The 19806-nt window shown below is 39.0% G+C and carries 20 protein-coding genes and 1 pseudogene; 10 read left to right on the top strand and 11 right to left on the bottom strand.

The window, feature by feature from the left end:
• A pseudogene (locus tag ABYK33_RS02955) lies at positions 1 to 139 on the bottom strand (ATP-binding protein); the annotation flags it as partial.
• 166 nt (positions 140 to 305) lie between these two features.
• On the opposite strand from ABYK33_RS02955, the gene ABYK33_RS02950 reads away from it, so the two are divergent.
• From ABYK33_RS02950 to ABYK33_RS02925, 6 genes are all read left to right on the top strand, one after another.
• Positions 306 to 1004 carry a TnsA endonuclease N-terminal domain-containing protein gene (locus tag ABYK33_RS02950; RefSeq protein ID WP_373031440.1) on the top strand — a complete coding sequence of 233 codons (699 nt, stop codon included), beginning with the start codon at positions 306 to 308 and terminating at the stop codon, positions 1002 to 1004.
• Between the two features lie 31 nt (positions 1005 to 1035).
• Positions 1036 to 2892 carry a Mu transposase C-terminal domain-containing protein gene (locus tag ABYK33_RS02945; protein ID WP_373031439.1) on the top strand — a complete coding sequence of 619 codons (1857 nt, stop codon included), beginning with the start codon at positions 1036 to 1038 and terminating at the stop codon, positions 2890 to 2892.
• Positions 2893 to 2901: 9 nt separating this feature from the next.
• Positions 2902 to 3816, top strand: coding sequence for a TniB family NTP-binding protein (locus ABYK33_RS02940; RefSeq protein ID WP_373031438.1), 915 nt, complete (start codon positions 2902 to 2904; stop codon positions 3814 to 3816).
• The gene (locus ABYK33_RS02935; RefSeq protein WP_373031437.1) at positions 3716 to 4876 is read left to right on the top strand and encodes a TniQ family protein; all 1161 of its coding nucleotides are present in this window, start codon (positions 3716 to 3718) and stop codon (positions 4874 to 4876) included. Before ABYK33_RS02940 ends, ABYK33_RS02935 begins: the two co-directional genes overlap by 101 nt.
• 12 nt (positions 4877 to 4888) lie before the next feature.
• Positions 4889 to 5014: a hypothetical protein gene (locus ABYK33_RS02930; protein ID WP_373031436.1), complete on the top strand. Its 126-nt coding sequence runs from the start codon at positions 4889 to 4891 to the stop codon at positions 5012 to 5014.
• A 521-nt stretch (positions 5015 to 5535) separates the two neighbouring features.
• The gene (locus ABYK33_RS02925; RefSeq protein ID WP_373031435.1) at positions 5536 to 6339 is read left to right on the top strand and encodes a hypothetical protein; all 804 of its coding nucleotides are present in this window, start codon (positions 5536 to 5538) and stop codon (positions 6337 to 6339) included.
• 27 nt (positions 6340 to 6366) lie between these two features.
• On the opposite strand, the gene ABYK33_RS02920 is transcribed toward ABYK33_RS02925, so the two are convergent.
• Positions 6367 to 7323, bottom strand: coding sequence for a hypothetical protein (locus ABYK33_RS02920; RefSeq protein ID WP_373031434.1), 957 nt, complete (start codon positions 7321 to 7323; stop codon positions 6367 to 6369).
• Between the two features lie 213 nt (positions 7324 to 7536).
• Between ABYK33_RS02920 and ABYK33_RS02915 the strand changes: the two genes are divergently transcribed.
• On the top strand, positions 7537 to 8427 hold the full coding sequence (locus ABYK33_RS02915) for a hypothetical protein (protein WP_373031433.1): 891 nt from the start codon (positions 7537 to 7539) through the stop codon (positions 8425 to 8427).
• 291 nt (positions 8428 to 8718) lie between these two features.
• Here ABYK33_RS02915 and ABYK33_RS02910 read toward each other — a convergent pair whose 3' ends face one another.
• The 7 genes from ABYK33_RS02910 to ABYK33_RS02880 are packed head-to-tail and all read right to left on the bottom strand — an operon-like array spanning position 8719 to position 13412.
• The gene (locus ABYK33_RS02910) at positions 8719 to 9633 is read right to left on the bottom strand and encodes a hypothetical protein (protein ID WP_373031432.1); all 915 of its coding nucleotides are present in this window, start codon (positions 9631 to 9633) and stop codon (positions 8719 to 8721) included.
• Positions 9623 to 9781: a hypothetical protein gene (locus tag ABYK33_RS02905; protein ID WP_373031431.1), complete on the bottom strand. Its 159-nt coding sequence runs from the start codon at positions 9779 to 9781 to the stop codon at positions 9623 to 9625. Before ABYK33_RS02905 ends, ABYK33_RS02910 begins: the two co-directional genes overlap by 11 nt.
• Positions 9782 to 9798: 17 nt before the next feature.
• Positions 9799 to 10566 carry a nitroreductase family protein gene (locus tag ABYK33_RS02900; RefSeq protein WP_373031430.1) on the bottom strand — a complete coding sequence of 256 codons (768 nt, stop codon included), beginning with the start codon at positions 10564 to 10566 and terminating at the stop codon, positions 9799 to 9801.
• The gene (locus ABYK33_RS02895) at positions 10481 to 11092 is read right to left on the bottom strand and encodes a 7-cyano-7-deazaguanine synthase (protein WP_373031429.1); all 612 of its coding nucleotides are present in this window, start codon (positions 11090 to 11092) and stop codon (positions 10481 to 10483) included. The genes ABYK33_RS02900 and ABYK33_RS02895 overlap by 86 nt, the downstream gene beginning before the upstream one ends.
• Positions 11089 to 12291, bottom strand: a complete 1203-nt coding sequence (locus ABYK33_RS02890) for a PfkB family carbohydrate kinase (protein ID WP_373031428.1) — start codon at positions 12289 to 12291, stop codon at positions 11089 to 11091. Before ABYK33_RS02890 ends, ABYK33_RS02895 begins: the two co-directional genes overlap by 4 nt.
• A 1-nt stretch (position 12292) precedes the next feature.
• Positions 12293 to 12613, bottom strand: a complete 321-nt coding sequence (locus ABYK33_RS02885) for a hypothetical protein (RefSeq protein ID WP_373031427.1) — start codon at positions 12611 to 12613, stop codon at positions 12293 to 12295.
• A gap of 49 nt (positions 12614 to 12662) precedes the next feature.
• Positions 12663 to 13412 carry a hypothetical protein gene (locus ABYK33_RS02880; RefSeq protein WP_373031425.1) on the bottom strand — a complete coding sequence of 250 codons (750 nt, stop codon included), beginning with the start codon at positions 13410 to 13412 and terminating at the stop codon, positions 12663 to 12665.
• A gap of 515 nt (positions 13413 to 13927) precedes the next feature.
• Here ABYK33_RS02880 and ABYK33_RS02875 point away from each other — a divergent pair.
• Both ABYK33_RS02875 and ABYK33_RS02870 read left to right on the top strand, forming a co-directional pair.
• Entirely contained in the window at positions 13928 to 15658 is a 1731-nt protein-coding gene (locus tag ABYK33_RS02875; protein ID WP_373031424.1) for a class I SAM-dependent DNA methyltransferase, read from the top strand.
• Positions 15633 to 16694 carry a BsuBI/PstI family type II restriction endonuclease gene (locus tag ABYK33_RS02870; protein WP_373031423.1) on the top strand — a complete coding sequence of 354 codons (1062 nt, stop codon included), beginning with the start codon at positions 15633 to 15635 and terminating at the stop codon, positions 16692 to 16694. Before ABYK33_RS02875 ends, ABYK33_RS02870 begins: the two co-directional genes overlap by 26 nt.
• Here ABYK33_RS02870 and ABYK33_RS02865 read toward each other — a convergent pair.
• The gene (locus tag ABYK33_RS02865) at positions 16689 to 17279 is read right to left on the bottom strand and encodes a hypothetical protein (RefSeq protein WP_373031422.1); all 591 of its coding nucleotides are present in this window, start codon (positions 17277 to 17279) and stop codon (positions 16689 to 16691) included. The two genes, ABYK33_RS02870 and ABYK33_RS02865, sit on opposite strands and share 6 nt — an antisense overlap.
• A gap of 124 nt (positions 17280 to 17403) precedes the next feature.
• A complete protein-coding gene (locus ABYK33_RS02860; protein ID WP_373031421.1) occupies positions 17404 to 19188 on the bottom strand; it encodes a hypothetical protein in 1785 nt (594 codons plus the stop codon).
• Between the two features lie 205 nt (positions 19189 to 19393).
• On the opposite strand from ABYK33_RS02860, the gene ABYK33_RS02855 reads away from it, so the two are divergent.
• A complete protein-coding gene (locus ABYK33_RS02855; RefSeq protein WP_373031420.1) occupies positions 19394 to 19795 on the top strand; it encodes a hypothetical protein in 402 nt (133 codons plus the stop codon).
• The last annotated feature ends 11 nt before the right edge of the window (positions 19796 to 19806 follow it).

Genomic DNA, 19806 nt, shown 5'->3' with positions numbered 1-19806 from the left:
TTGAAATGCGGATCTTCTTGTCTTCCAGCGGTTCACGGAGGGCTTCAAGTACGATCTTTTGAAAGTGCGGTAGCTCATCGAAAAAAAGTATGCCGTTGTGGGCAAGTCCGATCTCGCCGATCTGCGCTTTTTGACTGCCGCTGTCAGTTCCAATATGATATGCTACTAAGTATATTAATCCACAAGGTTTGAGTCATGTTTATCCATCAAACACTGCAACAAAGTACAACAAACATTAGTACAATCTTTCTAAAATACAATAAACTATACTACAAATTTTCTGGAGCCACAGTATGCGGATATCAATGAAGAACAGGAAAATCGGATATACCTACGGTAGTGTATCCGGACGTTATTCTTTCAGAAAAGAGAAAAGCATTGCATTCGAATCAACTTTAGAACGGGATCTGATTGCGCTTCTTGAATTCAATGATTCGGTTATTGATGTGATAGAGCAGCCTGTAACACTGGAATATGTGAACCAAAATGGTAGAAAAACCACTTATACACCTGATTTTCTTGTATATTTTAAAACATCCCCGGCTTATGGAATGTCTAATCATCATCCTCGACCCATGTTAATTGAAGTAAAGCCACATCGCATACTCAGAAAAAAGCTTGCCGAACTACGTCCAAAATTTAAAATCGCCATGAAATACGCAAGAGAAAATGGCTATATCTTCAAAATTTACGATGAGAATAGGATTCGAGGGCAAGAGTTGAAAAATATCAACTTTATTTCGAGGCACAAAAATTTAGGATATGACGATGAAGAAGAACGGAGGATCATCGAGCACCTTAAAGCAGTGGGACATACGACAGTAGATCATTTATTAGCACATCTTTATGTGACCGATGAACAACGTGGAATCGGATTAGGGCAGACGTGGCATCTTCTCGCAAATAAAAAGATTGCTTGCGATATTGGGATGCCACTTGGACAACATACGGTTATCTGGCTAAATGTTGATGAATCCTATGAAGAAGGAGTATGGAATGGATAATGAGACAGAAGTCCATAAATTAGATAGAAGAATGGTCGCCATCGTGACTGATGGATATGTTGAATATAATGCTTCTGTTTATCGGATCACGCAAGTGATCGATTTTGATGAAGTGATTGGAATTGATATAGAGACAAAAAGAGCCAAACGTCTTATGATCAAGAACCTAAAGCCATTAAAGGCCGAGGCGGTTAACGATAATGGATTTATCTATAGAGACCTTACTGACATTTCAGATACGGACTGGAAAGAAATTGAGCGTCGATTTATGGCCATTAAACCCCTTCTGAATGGGATGTCAAGAGTTGAAATTGAAAAACACGCTAATGATATGGGTGTTCATTATACAACTTTGTATAGATGGTTGAAGGGTTATAAGTCAACAGGAACGTTAACAGGGTTATTGCCTAAAAAAGAAGGTAGGAAGGCCGGTGAAGTTAGAATTGAGAGCCGTGCCGAAGCGATTATTCAAGAGACGATCCAGTCATACTATCTTACGAGGCAAAAACATTCTATTCAATTTGTAATCAATAAAGTATTTGCCCAATGTTCCAAAGAAAACATTGCATCACCTAGTCATAATACTATTCGAAATAGAATCTCAAGAATTACAGAATATGAGCGATTGAAAAAACAGGGTAACGCCTCGATAGCACGTGATAGATTTAATCCGGCTCCAAATCATTTTGATGCAGATTACCCATTGCAAGTTGTACAGATAGATCATACTAAGGCCGATATTATATTGGTAGATGATGAAACTCGTATGCCAATTGGCCGACCATGGATCACATTGATGATAGACATCTATAGTCGAATGATTACGGGCTATTTTTTATCACTGGATGAACCAAGTTCAACCTCGGTTGCAATGTGCATCGCTAATGCAGTTCTCCCCAAAGATGGTTTTCTGTTGAAACATGAGATAGATGTTGATTGGAACGTATGGGGATTTATGCAGACGATTCACGCTGATAATGGTTCCGATTTCAGAACAGATACTTTGGAGCATGCTTGTAAATCATATGGAACGCATATTGAGTTTAGACCTATTGACAAGAAAGATTACGGTGGCCATATCGAGAGGGTCATTGGCACTGTGATGAAGCAGGTTCACTCACTACCGGGAACGACGTTTTCGAATATCAATGAGCGCCAGGCATATGATTCTGACGGTAATGCCACAATGACTTTCTCTGAATTTGAAAAATGGGTACTTACGTTTATTACGAAGATCTATCATAAGCGCAAGCATTCTTCATTAGGCATGTCACCAGAAGCTAAATGGAATGAAGGGATATTTGGAAGTGCTCTTCAAGAAGGCATCGGCTATCCACCCAAACCATCCGATCCATTGACAATATTAATCGATTTTCTGCCCCATTTTCAAAGAACCATTCAGAAAAATGGTGTAAATATCGATGGATTGAATTATTATGATCATATTTTGCGGCCATTTATCAATCAGATTGATGTAAAAACGGGGAAAAAGAGACGATTTATTTTTAAGCGAGACGTACGTGATATAAGTTATATCTGGTACTACGATGAAGCAACACAAAATTACTACAAGATAAACCTTGCCAATTCAGAAATACCGACAATGAGTCTTTGGGAATACAGGGAAATTAGAAGAAGGATTGGAGAAAGGAACGCCTCTTCAATCTCTGATCATGAACTGATAGCTGCGCACGAAGAACTCCATCAGCAAGTATTGGAGGCTTCGAAAAAGACAAAAAAAGCTCGTCGTCAAATGCAAAAAGTCAAAAATCGTGAGCAGAATGGTACGATGCCAAGTGCCTATCGGAAGCCTAGAACTCTACAAGATATCGGGGCCGTTGAAGGTGATGACAGTCTCTGGGACGATAATCTTCCGACATTTGATTAAAGGAAATGCATGAATGAATCGTACAATCATCTTCATGATGAATTTAAACCTCTTATGTTGTTCAACGATGAGAAGAGGATAGAGAGTCTTTATGAGGATATGTGGATTAATTATCCAAGAAGTGAAGAGATTATACAGTTGCTCAGCCAAATGATGAACCGCCCCAAGAAGCCTCGAATGCCAGGGCTTTTACTCATTGGAGAATCAAATATGGGAAAAACATCGATCATCCATAGGTTTGTTGCGTTACACCCGGATATGACAATCGAGGATGACATGGAGATGACTCGTGTGCAAAAGCCAGTAATGCATGCAATCATGCGTGGATCAGAGGAAAAAGATCTCTACATTGCCATACTGGATAAATTTTGGGTCCCATTCAGGCCGACGGATCCAAAAGCAAAACTAAGGCATCAGTTAGTTTCATTAATGTTAGAGTGCAATGTCAAGATACTGATCTTAGATGAGATTCACAATCTACTGCGAGGAACAGCCGTAAAACAGCGCATCATGATGGATACGATTAAAACACTAAGTGTTGAACTAATGATACCAATAATAGGCGTAGGCACTCAGGATGCGGCGATGGTGCTTGTGACGGACCCTCAGCATACAAGCAGATTTGATATTGTAAAACTACCTAAATGGAAAATGGATAAAAACTTTAGAGCATTATTGGTCGCCTTTGAAAAGCGTTTACCTCTTAAGCATCCATCTCGGCTGGATAGCAAAGAGAAGGCGCCTCTGTTGTATGCAATTTCAAGGGGAAATCTTGGAGACTTGCACCGCTTATTGATAGAGTGTGCTTCGTATGCTATAAAACATGGTGTTGAAGAGATTACCGTTGACATTATCGATAAGCACCGATGGGTCAAACCAACAGATACCCATTCTGCACGCGAGATTGTATTTGATACCGATTAGACCCAAACCCTTTCAGGATGAGATATTAAGCTCATGGCTTATTCGGAGTGCGTTGCTAAACGGAAGTGATCCGGAAGGCTGGGGTGGTGGGATCTGGCCTGATTACAGGGTGTGGACTCGGGATGTCGATCGATATTTGCCGAAAGACAAAACTCTATCGTTATGTAAGGCTGTTTCCATGACATATGATGAAATAAATCAAATGACTTTGGAACCATTGATCGAACGGATAACAAAAAAAGAGCATCTAAACTCAAAGACTGCATGGACATGGGTGATTCCAACTGGGACCAGGAACAGAAGTCGGATTAATGGACTTCATTTTTGCCCTGATTGCCTAGGAACATCACCAGTATATTTTAAAAAACAGTGGCGCTTGTCCTGGAATGTTGCCTGTGCCCGTCACGGCATCCTACTCCAGCTTCATTGCCCAAATTGTTATACAGTCTTCTCCCCCCATCTGATTGATTACCGCAATACTGATGTTACCAGTTGTAAAAAGTGTGGGCTTGATTTAAAGAAAATTGAAAGAACACAAGCAGATAGACAGGCTATTTCGCTGCAAGAGCAGCTGAACCATGCAACTACAACAGGCATCATCGATTTATTAGTGTTCCCTGTGCTTGATAAAACAATAGATGAACTGTTTGCCACAGTAAGAGTGTTCCTACATATGTTTTATAAGATGAACCATTGCCAAGCTATTCAGAAAGTTGTTATTGCATTGATAGGGAATGTTCCCGAGTATAAGATACAACATCCTACTGGGAGTTTGGAGATGATTGATGTTGAGAGTCGACATGTGCTGATGTCAATAGTCGCAAAGTTGTTTAAGCATGATCTTGCAGAGATCATTGCAATACTGCTTGATTGCAAAGTGACACGGCAAATGTTTTTTGATACTAATTATGAAAATTCTCCGACGATTAAATATATTTTTGAGTCTTTGGCGGATAATGCGAGATCGCGATTACATGTGCGGCATGGAAATAATAAGATCGAGCCTAAGAGTAAAGAACATGTTGAAGAAATGATGAACGAGATCAGGAAATATTTATGAGGACTACGATGTGTGAAGGCTGTGATCAGGCAATCAGCACATGGGACTATCGTTATCATGGAAAACACTATTGCCGAAGGTGTTATGATCGCTTATTTAAACTCCAGACATGTAGGGTCTGTAATCAACAAAGGATGATTTCCATTGATTTGGAAGTTCCGGTGTGTAAGATATGTCAGGTCAAAGACCAACCCTGTATCAGATGTCAAAAGATAGAGTACACACCGGGTAAGATAACTGAGAATGGCCCTGTCTGCAACTCATGTTCAAAGTATTTCAGAGAATACAAAACTTGTTCAAAATGTCAATCGAAAGTGTATACGGTTTCGAATAGAACACTTAAAGATGGTACTTCAAAGCTGTTGTGCCATTCTTGTTATCACAAACTGTTGCCTGTCTGCTCAAGATGTCGTAAACAAAGACCTGCTCACAGCTATGATAATGACAATAGGCCGGTGTGTAAAATATGTTTTACTGAAGAGGACCGGGAATGTCGTCAATGTGGTAAACGTTTCCCAGCCGGTGCCGGCCGCATATGTCAAGAATGTGCCCAAACCAATACACTGGTGCGAAGGACTGCTTTTGGGAGAGAAGTTTTATCCTCATATATGTCGGAGTATTTTTCTGCATTTAGCGACTGGCTTAAAAAGCGAAGGACTGTGTTATTTGCGGCAACGCATATCAGCCGATATCTTCCCTATTTTGTTGAGCTTGATAATTTATCACAATCATTAAGTAGACACCCATCATATGAAGAGGTCGTCGGATCGTTTACGGTGGCCAAAACGAGAGAGTTTTTGCTTGTTACTCTATTTTTAGAAGAGATTGGCGTCATCTGTGTTGATAAAAGGGTTCAAGAAGAATATGCGAACATAGATATGATCGAGCGTTATCTTGACAGGTTTCAAGTGGGGAGCTGGCAACGGTCAATAATGGATGCTTTTTCTGGACATCTGCATTCAAAGCTTGGAGTTAGAAAGAGCTCTATCCGATCTATTAGACTTGCATTGGGAACGGCAGCTAAGTTTGTACAATATTGTGAATATTTTGATGAACAAAAGTTGACAAACGATGTCTTGCATGGTTTCTTGTGGAAGTACCCTGGACAGAGAAGCTCCATTACAGGGTTTGTTAATTTTATTAACAAAGAGTGTTCGTCTACCGTTAAAATGCCTGAATGGAAAATTCCAGAACTGGTTGGTCCGAAGGAAAGTCACATGCGGTTGAAGCAGCAATTGATTGATAAGTTACGTGAAGAAAGAAGAGAATTTACTAATGTCAGCAAATTTTTCAAAATTTCAATTGAATGCTTGCATGGGGTGGGCATGCCAAATAATGTTTTTATAGACTTAGAAGAGATGAAAACAAGTAAAGATGGTACTCAATACGTCCGGTTGGCGGGAAAAAAGTTTTATCTTCCAAAAGAAATATCTGATGTCGTTTACAAGAACAAATTGTACTGATTTATAGGTTTTTTTATGTCTCCCGTATCAATCAATATGCTTTTTGCTTATTTTATAGCGATTTAACTTTTTATGCACAACGGGTCTGGCAATCTCAAATGAGCCTCTTTTCGATACCGTTTCAATACACTTAAGTAGATAGTCTTCAAGAACATTTGATGAGCTTAAATCGTCTTTAATAGCATTGTAATTCAGCCTTTTTGCCTCTTCTTCAAAATCCTTCTTCATCCCAAGTACAGCAATTTCATTGGCCGGTAACTTTTCTTTTTCTGTATAGACAACTAATACTCCATCAGCATTCAGTTTATGCTTCATCCGAAATATATAGATTTGGTGTTCCCTGTCAACAGGGCAATATATGCCACTAAATAGATCTGTATTCATTTGTTTAAACTCATCTTCATTGAGCCTGTGCTTTTTTGCCGATTCTAGCGCATGATTAATAGAGTGCTCAATAAAACCTGCAAGTAATTCACCAGTTAATAAACCTTCATAGTCTTTCGGTAGGAATGTGTCTTCGCCCCATTGTGCAAATGAACTACTTTTTAAGTCATTGCTCTCACATGGCATATTTACAATATATTCGATTTCTTGAAGTCCAATACTTCTTTCTTTACAGCCAATTTCTAGATGTTCAAGGTGACCACTAATTGTATTGAGGATATGCTGAGCCACCAATGTGTTGCCTGCAAATCCAACAAGTATAGGGTGTCGGGAGTAAAGATTGTCATAACCCTGAAAGATGCCATCAGGGGCAAAACGAGGTTTATAAACTTTGGCTTCAATATCATAGATCTTTCTGAAGTTTGTCAATAATGTTTTGCCACCCTGGAAAGTAGTGATTGCGCTATCAGCAATAGCAAATATGCCCATATCAACAATACGAGGTTTCATTTGCGTGTGACTTTCAGGCATAAGTGAATGTTTTTCATATCTACTGAAATCAACTTTTTCCGTTTCATATCCAATAAAAAGCAGAGACATCTATATCCTTATTAACATTTAGCCAGAATCAAGTAAAGTTCAAAATCGTAAGTCAATCAGAAGATTGTAACAGAAACAGATCTTTTATTGGAGTAATTTTCACAGATTTTATCACTATATCAAGTAATATACTCGTTTTCCATCGCACAAAGAGCATAGTTTGTTAAAATGTATATTACTAGTATTGTCGATCATAGTAAGATATAGTCTTGAATGGCATTTGAAGGAGAGGATTTGTTCAATTTATTAGTCACAGGGGCCAGCGGTTGGGGCAGTACGAATGATGTAATGAGCAAGGACAGAGTTTTAGAATATACTGATGAACATATAAAAAATAAGTATGTTGCAGATGGCGTATTAGATGTTGCTTTGGTTATGCAACTTCCTACGGTTTTTGCCTGTGAAACTAGCTGGGATGGCACTAATCAGCCAGCTCGCATTGGGACACTTACGAGTGTACAGCTTATTGGCAGAGAGTATCGCTTACAATATGTTATAGATCCAGATATCCCTCCGATTCCGAATGAAATGTTATTCGAGACTGCTGCAAATGATCTAGGCATAGAGGTCAATGCGAGAGGATCTTTTCCAGAGTCATCGCGAAACCATTGGTCTATTAAAGATATTGATTTGTATCGAGTACTACTAAAGCACCAAGTTGGTCTTAGGCCAAAGCCAAAAGTATTTGATATACCACTTGTTGCCATAGATAACAATATGGTTGCCGTAATGATGCCGTTTGATGTCTCTTACAATCCGGTTTATGAGACTTTACAATCAGCAATTCGAGATCTAGGCATGATATGCCAGCGCGCAGATGATATTTGGGTTAATGATCATATAATCCAGGATGTAGCATTGCTTCTTGGCAAGGCAGCGATTGTAGTGTGCGATCTCAGTGGACGAAATGCAAATGTGTTTTATGAAGCCGGTATTGCGCATACGCTTGGCAAAGATGTCATTTTAATTGCTCAGTCACCGCATGACATTCCATTTGATGTAGCTGCGATTCGATATATACAGTACTTACCTAATGGGGAGGGATTGGAACAGTTGGATAGAGATATTCAGGCGCGGATATCGACTTTGAGAGAAAGGAGATAAGGAATATTCATGCAGAATAAGGGTACATGGTATGCCGAAAGGGATGTTAACTGCCCGAAATGCTCGATTTTGTCTGGAACCACTCCTTTGATAGAAGCCCCGTCTTTAGCGGCCGTCATAAGTTTCGCATTGTGACGGGCCTGTATACTTTCGTCATAGACATCGAGTATGTTCTCTTGTACCGTCGCTGAAGATTTTGCATAGTTTTGAACGAGTTTGACAGATTCTTTTGAGACGCACCCGGTGAATAAAACAATTAGGACTGCAACAAGGATTAGCTGAAGGTTTAGTCTATTCATCATCATCTCCCATACCGACTACTGTGAAGAACACTGGATGGTGATCGCTGTATTTTGCTATTACCTCTTTGTTTGGTGTTGATGATGGAATGTTGAAGATCTCATATAGATCGATCACTGTATAATCGGAAATATCCGTATACGCCTCGATATACAAGACTTGATCATATGGCTCTGTCCTCTTCAGGTTCGAGTTCAGACACTCTTTGTTGGCTAAGACAAAGAGGTCGTCAAGACGTCGGTCTAACACATCACAATCGTAAACGTTCATATCGCCGAGCAATATGTAGTCCCTCTCGGGATCTTTGGCCGCCTGGGCGAATACCCATGAAACAAGTGACTGTAGCTCATGATATCGTCGATCGGCATCGGCGTGTTTTTTCCCTGGTTGCAAATGCATTGATACAACTGTGAAGTCCATACCGTCATTGGCTTTGAATGTAAAATAATATGGCACCCGTTCGTAATTATCATTGTTACTTCGATCATCCGCCACAAACCCTGAATCAACCAGCGAGAGCTTATCGCTTTTATAAAAAGCCACAAACCACTCTGTGGCTGCCGAATTAGTATGGATCTTGTCGCCGGTACCTGTATCTTCGCTGGAGAGGACGTAATCATAGCCCTCCGCTTTCATGGCATTAAAGAACGCAGCGACCTCTTTATCCGCCTTGATCGTTTTTGTATCTGAGACTTTGACTGGAACCGGTGGTGCAACGAGTTCCTGGATAAAGACCACATCCCGTCTTCCATCAGAAAGCACCTTGGCGATACCAGTATTGTCCCGATCCTTTGAGTATCCCAGCCACTTGATATTGAATGTAGATATGTTAACATCGGCATATAGTGTTCCTGTAAAGAGTACTGTCAGCAAAAGCAGACTTCTGAAAAGTTTGTTATCGGTCATTAGGCTTGTTCCTTTTTGCCTGTTCCTGCAACATCTGTTTGATCTCAGTATTGGCTTTATTAATCGTATCGAGATGTTGCATTTCTAATTCTTTTTCTATAGCTCTAATGAGGGCAGGATCACGGATAACGACTTCATTCGGTGTCAATATATATGTCCTTTCATTCAGATAGTCCGAATATCATGTTCACGCTTACCAAATATCTGCCCACCAACACCAAATAATAATCCCTCCGTCCCTAAAACTTTCGGTAAAAGAGGATGGAAAGTTGTTCCTAGGCTACAGGAGTCAAGATTTAAAGATTCTGAGGATAAGTTCATCATGGCATAAATTGCACCGACATCTCGCCATATTAAGCTTTCAGGGTTTTCATACTTAGAAAATATATTTGTCACATGCGCAGCATAAATGAACAAAGTTGCATGACTAACATCTATTAATTCATTTGACGCATTAATAACTTCTTTCACTTTAGCTGGAGTAACGTTCAATTCTTGAAGGGAATGATCATATGGGTTATAAAAAAATAATTTGTCGTTATAGCCAGCGATATTTGTAATGAAAGCATCTACCGATGCCAGGCCTCCTGCAGATGGGGCACCTCTATGTATCCAACTCACTGTTCCATTATGATCTACTTCTATTTTTTTTATTTTAAGAACGTCCCATAATAGAGAAGACAACTCAGTCAAGTCCAACGGTCCAAAGTATTCTCGTTTACTATGACGAGATGTTATGACTTGATCGTAAGAGATCTTACGATCAATAGGTTTGGGTAGAGCTATTTTATTTACAAATGGAAACTCAGGTCTGTCTACAAATGTATAATTAGTCTTTGGATAAGGGCTATTTAATAGTTTCAGTGAGTGACCAACCAAGTTCATCCAATGTATTTTGATGTTTGTAGCAGCCTCTACACTCTCCACATGCATAATTTGACTTGTGACAAGAATGTCCCCAACTCAGTTTTTCAAGAGTTACCTTTGATGTACGTATTAGTTCTACAGCGCTCATGTTAATAGCTGGAGTCAAAATTTGGATATCCCCTTCTTGACATGCTAAAAGATCATTAAAAGCACTAAAAAAGTTCTTAGTGCCATCTTTATGATATGAATCGTTTGCCACCGTAGCAAATAATAATTCCTTGACAGCAATGTCATGACTCATAATATAACTACACACTGTTGTTAACAGCATTTGATTTCTAAAGGGCCACCAATCAGATTTTGGCGCAGTTTGGCATGATGTTGTATTCAATAAATCACCTGAACCAACTTGTGTGACATCAATTGTAATGATTACATGGCGTATACCTAAATCTTTTGTAATCTTTGCCGAAGCCCTTATCTCAGCTTCAGCCGCTTTCTGCCCATAATCAACCGTAAACGCTATTTGAGGTTTCTGCCAATATGCTAAAGCTAATGAGTCTAGACCTCCGGATAATAGAATCCCTTTCATTCTGATTCCATAGCAAGCCATTTTGCTTTATAGATAGCACTAACAAAATCATGCTCAATAATGCACCCTGTCCCTTCAAGCATTTTCAAATCCTCTTCTGTCTCATTTTCAACATAAACTATAACGCCCATGTTTAGAGCTTTAGCATATCCGATTTCAAAAATCGTCCCTGTATCTAAACCATCAACAATAGCAAACAGAATATCTGAATCTTCTATGCCTTTAATGTCAGCTGGTACAACATCTTCCGCAATACCTTTACCAACATCATGAATCGGGGAGAAGACGTCGAAACCCAAACCTCTTAAATTATTTCTAGATTCCTCAATTAACCATCGTTGGTGCATCGTGAAAAATGGGCCGGCTAGATACACTTTTTTATTTTGAGCGCTTGACACTTCACGTACAGGTGTAAAAATTTTATTCTGAAAACCACTTTTAATTGGTAATGTCTGTGACTCACAATATACTGCAACTGCTTTTGATGCTAAGGTAGCAGCCTCTTCTAATTCGCGGCCTTCTTTTCCCCAAAAAAATGCAATAAAGGCGGCAAAAATGTCACCAGTACCAATTGGGAAAACAGAATTGGTTTTGTAAACATTATAATTCGTAACTGTGCCCTTTGTTATTATTTGTCCACCGGAAGGCCCCAGCTTTAAAATTAATGCTATCGTATTGCCTTTAAGAAGCGTGTCCGCTATTTTACTAACCTCGTTAAAGCCACTTAGTAGCGCTGCTTCACGAAAATTTAATACCATTACTAATTCGTCAGCTTCCGACCCATTTTCGTAAAAGTCTTTTGGTGCCGTTGCAGATTGCGGATCATACACCACTTTTTTACCCTTGACTTTAGCATCACCTTCAATAAAACCATAGCGTAATACTACATCGTCTACAGCTTCAATAGGCACATTCTGCTGAATGGAACAAGGATGTGGAAAAATCTTTGGTTCTGATAAACCATGAAAATATTCAAAAGTAATTGTTTGATTGATAAAAGTCAAATTTACACTTTCAACTTCATTGTATACAGGGTTAAGTGATAAAATCTCTTCATCTTTTTGAGATAAATAAGTATAAAACCTAATATCATTTAAATGGTCTATGAGCGCACATGCGGCTCTCCAGCCTGAACCGTATAATTCTTTCCAGTGAGGATATAGACATGTTTCAATATAGGTACTTCCAACAATTGTCATATTAAATCTTATTATTGGGAGTGATTACAAGAATGCACTTTCCTTCTTCTTTTTCTACGACTAAGCCTGTGTACTCATACCCCTCATCAATGCATTTTTTTAATTTAATAACATCAATTGAAGCTATTGCACCAACAATATCAGAACCTTTAACTGCAACTAACGAAGCACCTTCTTTTTTAATTTTCAGTATATCTTTTATATGTACGGTTTTTAAAATAGATGCATTAACTGAACTAAGTCTAACTTTAATAACAATATCACTGCAATCCTCTGATGGAGCTATTACTCCACCTCCTCCTGTACTATCTCCACCAGACATGTTTTCCCTTAAATAATATTATTTGTTAAAAATAATACAAATTATAATATTACAGTCTGCTTAGTGCGTATTTATTCAACTCTTTCATCGTGCGCCATATTACTGCATCTAAGATAGAAGCCTTAATATCTAGCTTGTTGCAGAATGCTAAAAACTTATCTTCCATATTAAAATAATGCTTATCTACTTTATCATTTTTGTCAAAAAATCCAGCCAAAAGACCTGCTCTGTACAAATGGATATCTAGTATTGCCACATCATCACTGTTGCGATAATTACGAACTATCCAAGAGGCTGTTTTTGGCCCGATGCCATTTATAGTTAATAAGAAGTCTCTTAGTTCTCGATCACTGAGGGAAGTTTCGTTAATTGTCCGCATTTTTTCTAAAGCATCATATATATATTTTGCTTTTTGTTTGGCGAATCGGTACTTTTTATCTTTTCCATGATGATGAACTGGTGACGTCATAATCTTTTCTATATCTTGATACGAAATTGCCTTTATACGAAAAATCTTAGATTGTTGAAACTGTCGAAATTTTGCATTTCCTAATTCAGAGGGGATCCCATAACCCCCAAGTAAACAAGCCACCACCTCTTCTTCAAAACTCCGGCCTAATGTGTAATTTAATGCAGGACTATCATTTTGTTCAAAGAACCAGGTTTGTGCATACCAATACGCAGGAGTAAAGAATTCTTCAAATTTTCCCCATTGTAAAGATCCCATGATTTTTTCATTAGCGTCAGGTAAGTTTAATGAATGTTCAAAATTATCTTTAAAGCAATAAGCTGTTTGCATAATGTACCTTATATAATACCAAATATAATTTATTATATTTGGTATTATATAAATTATAACTTAAATATTTAAGATTAATCACATATATAAAAGTTAAATCAAAGGTTTTAATTCTGAAGAGTGGGAGGTAAATGTTCTAATATACACACATAAAAGATATTGATTCCTACAGTGGCGATGTCAAACTGTTTTACTTGGCACCTCAAAAAATATTGATATCGTTGACGGGAGGTGGTTTTGCAGATGTTTTTACCTTGAGCGTATGTTTATTACAGAAAAAGATGGCCAAAAAGTAATGCGATGCAGCAGTTGTGACAACAAATACTACTTTGCCGATAACGAAGATGTTTTTTGAATTCAGGAAACAAAAAGCAGTTTCAAGTCTTTTTTAAAAAAGTCCACGTGCTTCTTCTTTAATTTCAAATATATATGAATAAATGTCATCTTTCTAAGTAGATGGCAAGAGTGAATGATATAATGTTTAATCAATAGTTTTCAAAGGTAAAATCACGGATATGGCTAAAGAAAAAATTATAGAGTTACGTAATCAAGCAAGAAAACTTTCTGCCAGTCAGTCTGATCAAATAAACTTTGCGCGCTCTTTCATTGGGGACATACTTGTTTCCATGTATGACCCTATGCAACAATCACCAATAGCAATTATCGGACATCCCTTGGGCGATGAGATTCGGAATGAACTTCTCACTTTGGATCTTGATATGGCTTCTTATCTTTTAGGGTCCATTTACACGGTGATGCTTCCAAAAGAATATCGATCAAAATATGGTGTCTTTTACACTCCTCCCTCTTTGACCGAACGGCTTTTAGATATGGCAGAACAAGCAGGAACTGATTGGAAAAAAGACCAAATCATTGACCCGGCATGCGGAGGGGGAGCATTCTTGGCACCAATCGTCAAACGAATGGTTAAATCCCTACATGGGCTGGACCCAAATGACATAATCTGCCATATAAAAATGCATTTGTATGGTCTGGAGATAGACCCCTTCAGTGCATGGATGACGGAAGTCTTTGTTGAGGCATCACTGAAAGCAGAACTCGGAGAAACTCACTCAGTAGATGTTAGCGGAATGGTTCGAGTTTGTAATAGTTTACAAGACTCTGAAGATCTTTATAATCAATTTGATCTGGTTATCGGGAATCCTCCTTATGGCAAGCTCAAGCTTGAAAAAGAAGAACGAAAAAAATGGGCGAGAAGCCTATTTGGTCATGCTAATTTGTACGGTTTGTTTACAGACCTAGCACTCAGATTGACAAATGATAGAGGTGCTATTGCATATGTGACACCAACAAGCTTTCTCGGGGGACAATATTTCAAGGCTCTTAGATCTCTTTTATTGACCGAAGCCGCACCGGTTGAAATCGATTTTATATCGAAACGTGATGGTGTCTTCGCAGATGCTCTTCAGGAAACATTGCTTGCAGTTTATGGACGAAATAATGTTGCCGAAGAAACGCTGGTTTCATTTCTTGACGTTCAAGAAAACGGTATCGGTTCCATAGTAAATGGTGGTAAACATTATCTACCAAAAAAGAGTGATGAGCCATGGTATTTACCACGCAATTCAACTCAAGTGGAAACGGTCTCTGTTCTGAAAACTACGCAACATAAGTTAGCTGATCTTGGGTATGAAATATCTACTGGGCCATTGGTGTGGAATAGGCATAAAGATGAGTTGTTTCCTAAGCGAAAAAAAGGATCTGTTCCCGTAGTCTGGGCAGAGTGTATAGACTCTGCTGGTTCTGGAGGATTTGCGTTCAAGACTACTGGTAAAAACCACTTACCCTGGTACTTATCAACAAAGAGCAATGATCCTAATGTAATTGCTCAAGAATGTGTGTTGGTGCAACGCACATCTTCAATTGAGCAGTATAGACGACTTGTTGCAGCAGCACTCCCCCAAGCATTTATAGATGAAAATGGTGGGAAAGTGAGTGTTGAGAATCACGTTAATATGATTAGACCAATAAAAGGCTTATCGCCAAAGATTTCTCCTAAAACATTGTCCGCTTTTTTAAACACACAGATCGCTGATCAGGTATTTCGTTGTATTAATGGATCAACTGCAGTATCAGCATACGAACTCGAAAATATGCCTTTGCCAGCACCAAGTAGGTTCAAAGCATTTGACGAATTAGTCAATAATACCACGCTTACCAGGGATGAAATAGAGGCCCTTGCAAAGGATATGTACATAAATGTATGCACAAGCACCGCTGCCTGAAATAGGGGAAATAAAAAGACGACTTCAGGGAATATTCCTCGAAGGTGTAAGCGATCGGAATTATCTTGTACGCGAGATGGCGGCAAAAACTGTTTTTGTTATGCTGTATATAGACGCCATCGAAGGAAGAGATGTTTGGGTAGGACCAAAACAGATTACAAGAATGAGTGATTCAACGGCAAGTATGCAAGACGAAGTTCATCGTAAACAATATATTGTGAATACCAGTAAGCGCGGATATAAGCCAGAAGATGAGACATGGTACCAGGATAATACCCGTGAACCAATACGCGATGAAACACTTCGGCAAGGTTTTGTGGAGAAGGGTGCGGTTGTTATGAGACAGGGTATCCCTACAACAAGCTCAAAGGGCAGGTATGCTTTGCGTGAGAGTTTTGCAAATCTTTTTACTTTAGATGATGATGAATTTGATCAGGCTGCTGAAAATTGGCGAGAACACCATCTATCTGCACCAGAGCTTGCCCGTACTCGCATAATGAATGCGCGTGTATCTGATCAAGAAGCGGTTGAAGTTCGCCTTCCAGGTGGAGGAAGTCGCGTATTGTCAGCGGGCATGAGCTCAATTCTTACAAAAGCGGTAATTGAAGAGTTTGCAACTAAACATTTACTAGAACCAGTTGTTCTATGGGTTAGTGAAAGTTCAAAAAAAGTAGTTTTGGACGATGACGAGTTGATGAAAAGTATTGGACTTGTAATTGATCAGCAAAAACTATTGCCTGATGTAGTGCTGGCAGACCTTGGAAGAGAACGTGTTCTTATTGTTTTCATAGAAATTGTAGCCACTGATGGCCCTATTACAGAGAGACGAAAATTAGAATTGCTCGCTTTAACAGAAACAGCGGGCTACCCACCTGAACAAATAGCATTTGTTAGCGTATTTGAACATCGAAATGTAGACCCTCTAAAAAGAAGATTATCCGGGATCGCAGTTGATTCTCTTATTTGGTGTATGGCAGAACCTGATTTGTTAATCAAGTTGGAGCAAGATAGCAGAGATCCTTTGTCATCTTTATAGACGTGTGACAGGAGGCACGTTAATAATATTTTGCAAGAAGTCATGTGGTTTTAAAAGTTTGAAAATCTCGATATTATAAATCTCATGGCCTTTACGGATTTCATACTTTGGATGGACCTTTTCTCCTGCGCTGTAATATCGGGCTTCCTTTAAAAATCTTTCGCGGTCAATACCACCTAATAACCACATTGTTTGTTTTTCTATTTCGTAGGACATAAAAAAGAAGAAATGGATAGGTTCTGTAGCATGTTTAGCCGTTATTTGGGCAGTATAATCTTGTCTAGGCGGTACTTTTCGTTTGACAGTTTTTATGCCAATTTTAATACCATTAGAAAGTATAAAATCAGGTTGACCAGCTGCATTGTCCTTTTTCCATTCAAAAGCCTGAATGTTTTCATGTTTTAACCATGAATCGAATACTTTTTCGCCGAGATCGCCAACCCATCGTTCATCTGTAGCTGTTTCTTCGTAAATATTTCCGTACTGTTGATCTCTTTGCACTCGCATTTCCTTAGCCATTCTTTCGAATTTAGCATCAATGGGTAATGCTATCCAACCTTCATCGTGTAGAGTACTATTAGACAATAGAATCCTCCTGTTGTTTGATTTTGGCAATGTGACAGCATAAATCACATATTTATTCAATTCACTGAATAAGTCTAAGCTACACTGCAATCACCACAATTTCAAGAAGTTTGAACCGTAGTCATTAAATAAATACGCCTTCCCTCTTTGCTTTTCCAATAGCATTTTTTAATGTTTTAGCCATTTCCAAATGCTTAAAGGTAATAAACTTTAAAACAGGGAGCTCCAAGGTAGATTGAACCGTATGATCACCAACCTTAATCATTGTGGTATATCTTCCCTTGTTCTCTGTAATAGAGATCAGTAGTGTTTTTAAGTCGTCCTCTGTAAGGTCCTCTGTTCCATTGCTGAATAAAAGACCTGAAAAGGATTCGCTTTGAGATTTTCGTTCAATTTCAACCAAGTAAGCATTGGCACTATTAGTTAATTCAATTTTTGCAACTAAAAACTTTCGCAAAATATATTTTGGAGGCATCCCTTCGCGATCTACTTTTTTAGCAATATGCCAGCGTCCAGTATAATCACGTGAGAGCTGTACCCTGTGAACACTGCAAAATATTAGATTCGGAGATTCCTGAGCTTTATTCCCGATATAATAGAAGTTTTGAACTTCCGAATCACCAGCTTTAACTAAGTTCGTCAGAGCCTCGATGGTTTCTTTTAGCAGGCCCTGGGAGAGACCTTTAGGAGGCGTATCTTCCAAGCTGTTCTGTCTAAGTCCAGCGGTTCCTTTGGACTCTTCTCTATTGTTCGGATCTCCTGATGATAGGCCTGATATTTCCTGCTCTTCCTCAGGCTGGGATCGATGTGCGCTTTGTATCTCTTTGCGCTCTTCTTTAACAGTAATTTGAGCAGGCAACCCGATAATAGTTACTCCAGATCTAATATGGGTGGAGCCTGCGCTTCGGTGCGGATTGTTTTCTGGTGTGATCTCCTCATCTCCTGGATCAAAATCTTTAGAAGAGGGGATATACTTCTCAGGATCTTCTTTGCCATTCTCCTGAGGTTCTTTTGCATCATACGTGGTTTTAAGATGTGTAATATGAAAGTCGTGAGGTTGGGAAACACCAGTTATTCTAAACAAAAGAAACGTATTGTTGTCAATCCATATACCATCGCCGGCTAAGGACATCGTTGTTGGGTGGTACGGGAGCACTTCAGGGTATCTGTCTTCGTAGGGCCTCCCGTTACGCATAAGTCTTGTTTTTTCAATAGATGTCCACAAACGGCTGAGTCGCTTGCGTGTCATGTTGTTAAGACGGAGGTAAGAAAGCAGATTAATGTTCTCATCAAAATGACCCTCTTTCATTTTTACAACGTAATTGCCGTCTTCGATGTTAGCTGACTTGAAATACATTTCTGTTAATTCATCAAGAGGGTATTGCAAAAGCTTGTATCGTATTTGCTTATGGGCAGGCGATACAGCTCCCGTAAGAAACTCAAGAGATGGGATTAACACTACAGTGCCACTGTCGGTTGTGAGTTTGGTCAATGTTGAATTAAAAAAATGGTATTTGTATGCTTGAGGGATATTTCCAAGATTATAGAGATATGGTGGGATCTGCCATTGGTTTGATCCAGGTTTATGATCATTGAAACGAACTGATTCAGGTTCATGCAACGTAAAGTCAAAGGAGAACTGTTGCGATTGATATGTTCCAAAGTATTCATCCAGTCGTTGTCGCCCCTTCCATATGGAGCCAATTTTCACTATATCAAGTTCAGATACGGGCGCTCTATGTGTATACGCCTGTTCCGAGAGTTTGTTGTCCTCGAATATCGTTCTTGTAAGAACCTCTACGAGAGGAACGTCAGACGAGAATGGGTTCTTAATTACTGGCCCATACCACCAAATAACTCTATGAATGGCATCATTTGGAAGAGTCCTCAGCTTGTGGTAATTATCCATAGTTCTCCTAGTGCCTTCGAAAGTTTGTAAGAGAGTATATTGTAGTGTAGTTTAATGGATCATGATTTAACTGTGCAGATGATTTAATGTTGAGTGATAAAGCAATTTAGTGTTAGACTTATTGTCTGGGAGTAAAAAGTGTATTTACTGCAAGAGGTAGCGTTGGCTGTAATGAAATTGACTAATTATCGTGAGAAAGTGACGGATGAATAATAAACCTAAATATCACCGATTACAGCACATCGTTAACCGAAACAGTAATGTAAAATTCTCCCTCCCGGAGATCATAGGTATCTTTAGCAGCGGAGATTATGAAAACAAGAATATCAATGAGAAGATAGTCATTGAGAAGTTTTTCAAAGAGTGTGATGCTGAGGATTATGAAAAGCTGCTACTCTTCGATGAGATAACCGCCGAGAACATAAAGGCTATCTATCTGGCTTCACAAGCATCATGGAGCCTGTATCGGGATGAGTGGGATGATCTGCTAAAGCTTGACGAATCGGAAAAACATCAAAAGGTGGAAGGTTCCGAGTTAAAGAGGCCTCGACCGCGAGGGCTTGAAGTGATTGAAAAAAGGCGCCGGAAACAAAGCGAGGAACATTGAATTAGAGTCTG

The sequence above is a fragment of the Sulfurovum sp. genome (genome assembly GCF_041562805.1).
GTDB lineage: Bacteria > Campylobacterota > Campylobacteria > Campylobacterales > Sulfurovaceae > Sulfurovum.
Note: the sequence above shows the minus strand (reverse complement) of the source record. Positions and strands in the feature narration are given on the sequence as shown.

What these genes read in the sequence shown, in the direction of transcription:
- ABYK33_RS02880 (WP_373031425.1), bottom strand. Translation starts at nt 13,412, where the DNA reads ATGCAAACAGCTTATTGCTTTAAAGATAATTTTGAACATTCATTAAAC.
- ABYK33_RS02945 (WP_373031439.1), top strand. Translation starts at nt 1,036, where the DNA reads ATGGTCGCCATCGTGACTGATGGATATGTTGAATATAATGCTTCTGTT.
- ABYK33_RS02890 (WP_373031428.1), bottom strand. Translation starts at nt 12,291, where the DNA reads ATGACAATTGTTGGAAGTACCTATATTGAAACATGTCTATATCCTCAC.
- ABYK33_RS02855 (WP_373031420.1), top strand. Translation starts at nt 19,394, where the DNA reads ATGAATAATAAACCTAAATATCACCGATTACAGCACATCGTTAACCGA.
- ABYK33_RS02935 (WP_373031437.1), top strand. Translation starts at nt 3,716, where the DNA reads ATGGTGTTGAAGAGATTACCGTTGACATTATCGATAAGCACCGATGGG.
- ABYK33_RS02920 (WP_373031434.1), bottom strand. Translation starts at nt 7,323, where the DNA reads ATGTCTCTGCTTTTTATTGGATATGAAACGGAAAAAGTTGATTTCAGT.
- ABYK33_RS02915 (WP_373031433.1), top strand. Translation starts at nt 7,537, where the DNA reads ATGGCATTTGAAGGAGAGGATTTGTTCAATTTATTAGTCACAGGGGCC.
- ABYK33_RS02950 (WP_373031440.1), top strand. Translation starts at nt 306, where the DNA reads ATGAAGAACAGGAAAATCGGATATACCTACGGTAGTGTATCCGGACGT.
- ABYK33_RS02940 (WP_373031438.1), top strand. Translation starts at nt 2,902, where the DNA reads ATGAATGAATCGTACAATCATCTTCATGATGAATTTAAACCTCTTATG.
- ABYK33_RS02895 (WP_373031429.1), bottom strand. Translation starts at nt 11,092, where the DNA reads ATGAAAGGGATTCTATTATCCGGAGGTCTAGACTCATTAGCTTTAGCA.
- ABYK33_RS02875 (WP_373031424.1), top strand. Translation starts at nt 13,928, where the DNA reads ATGGCTAAAGAAAAAATTATAGAGTTACGTAATCAAGCAAGAAAACTT.
- ABYK33_RS02910 (WP_373031432.1), bottom strand. Translation starts at nt 9,633, where the DNA reads ATGACCGATAACAAACTTTTCAGAAGTCTGCTTTTGCTGACAGTACTC.
- ABYK33_RS02885 (WP_373031427.1), bottom strand. Translation starts at nt 12,613, where the DNA reads ATGTCTGGTGGAGATAGTACAGGAGGAGGTGGAGTAATAGCTCCATCA.
- ABYK33_RS02900 (WP_373031430.1), bottom strand. Translation starts at nt 10,566, where the DNA reads ATGCATGTGGAGAGTGTAGAGGCTGCTACAAACATCAAAATACATTGG.
- ABYK33_RS02870 (WP_373031423.1), top strand. Translation starts at nt 15,633, where the DNA reads ATGTATGCACAAGCACCGCTGCCTGAAATAGGGGAAATAAAAAGACGA.
- ABYK33_RS02860 (WP_373031421.1), bottom strand. Translation starts at nt 19,188, where the DNA reads ATGGATAATTACCACAAGCTGAGGACTCTTCCAAATGATGCCATTCAT.